Source organism: Spiroplasma endosymbiont of Lariophagus distinguendus (genome assembly GCF_023846195.1).
Taxonomy (GTDB): domain Bacteria; phylum Bacillota_I; class Bacilli_A; order Mycoplasmatales; family VBWQ01; genus Spiroplasma_E.
In genome coordinates this window covers 1-1,594 of record NZ_JALMUW010000111.1, presented here as the reverse complement: position 1 = coordinate 1,594, position 1,594 = coordinate 1, and the positions used below count along the sequence as shown (strand labels likewise).

Here is a 1,594-nt window from a genome sequence, read left to right as displayed (position 1 = left end):
TTACGTTATTTTATAAAAGATTCCAAACAGGTTCTAACAATTATCATAGGTGAAGGTCAAATTTCTAATAAATATGAATTAAATGATGGAAAAATAAATAAATTTCTTCAAATCTCAGATAGTATAATATTTGCTGCAACAGAGAACGGAAATATTTGAGAGATTGATTTTACTAATAATACAAAAATCAATAAATATCAATTAAATGAAGAACGTATAAATAGTTTAATTAAAGCATCAAATGGTAAAGTATATGCTGGTACAATAACAAATACAGTTTGAGAAATTGATTTAGAAACTGAAACTGCAGAAAAGAAATTCACTGGATTTGGTGATAAGTATGATTCTAAAACTTTAATTGAAGGTTCAAAAGATAAGTTATATGTTGGTACTGGTATTGATAATGTTTATGAATTAGATATTAATACTGGTAATACTAAAAAATATCGTTTTGACGATTGAGGTGATGTAAATACCCTAGTTAAAATTACAGAAAATAAAATATATGCTGGCACTAGTGAAGGAAAATTATGAGAAATTGATTTAGAAACTAAAACCCATAAATTAAAATATGATTTTAAAAATAAAAGTAATATTATTTTTGATATTAAAGCACTATTCTGATACTGAATTAATATTAGCAACAGAAGACAAAATTTATCAGTACGATTTAATCAAAAATGAAATAACAGAAAAAATTAATTTGAAAGATGGTAAAATTTTTTCTTTATCAATAGAAGATTTAAATAACAAAATATATGCTACCACTGATAATAATAATGTTTATGAACTTGATTTAAGCTTTAGTCAAGTAAAAAACAAATATGAATTAAATGCTTCAGTATATTCATCATTAATAGTTGATAAAAAACTATTTGCTGGAACAATTACAAATGTATGAGAATTAGATATTGAATAATTTTTATACAGTAAATAAAAAACATATATTTAAAAAGGTGCGTAACATATATTACGCGCCTTTTTTTCGTTTTATTTTTTTAGATTTATATCACTTATTATAACTTAATATATGATTTTTTTTGTTTTTTTTCTTAATACTAATAATAAAATAATACTCGTTAAAAAAATACCAATAACAGCACCAGCGATTGAAATAATAAAACGTATTAAAATTTGTTGAGGAGTTAAAAAGTATCCTGACAAATAAAATAATGATAAAACAAAAGCAAATGGAATACTATATGTAAATTGATCTAATTGATGTAATTTTAACTTATATGTAATAAAGGTTATAATAAAAGTAAATATGATTAAACTTAAACTAGAAAGTACCATTATTCAAAAAGGTAATTTAAAAGTAAAAGTAAAATCAGTACTAGTAGTAAAAAAAAGAATAATCCCTGGAATTAATACTTGTATTATTAAATAGCCAACACTTATCAAAAACTTAGTTCTTGGAAATGTATTTTCACTATTATTTTCAAAATTAACTTCTTGGTTTTTATTTTCCATACTTATCCTCTTCTATAATATAATTCTTTACAATTTTAACATGCTTTTATCAATAATTAAATAAGATTTATATTTATTAAATAACACTTATTTTAATACAAAAATTTAAGAACCTGTTTAG

The 1,594-nt window shown here is 21.6% G+C and carries 3 protein-coding genes; 2 read left to right on the top strand and 1 reads right to left on the bottom strand.

Annotated elements, in window-relative coordinates:
- Together M0D11_RS05875 and M0D11_RS05870 are read left to right on the top strand one after the other, a co-directional pair.
- Nucleotides 1-702 (top strand): ligand-binding sensor domain-containing protein (locus M0D11_RS05875; protein WP_252320967.1); only part of this gene is annotated, 702 nt, incomplete at its 5' end.
- 1 nt (nt 703) lies between these two features.
- Nucleotides 704-919, top strand: a complete 216-nt coding sequence (locus M0D11_RS05870; RefSeq protein ID WP_252320965.1) for a hypothetical protein — start codon at nt 704-706, stop codon at nt 917-919.
- Nucleotides 920-1,023: 104 nt separating this feature from the next.
- Here M0D11_RS05870 and M0D11_RS05865 read toward each other — a convergent pair whose 3' ends face one another.
- Nucleotides 1,024-1,473 (bottom strand): DxFTY motif-containing membrane protein, encoded by a 450-nt coding sequence (locus tag M0D11_RS05865; protein ID WP_252320963.1) that lies wholly within the window; start codon nt 1,471-1,473, stop codon nt 1,024-1,026.
- Nucleotides 1,474-1,594 lie beyond the last annotated feature (121 nt).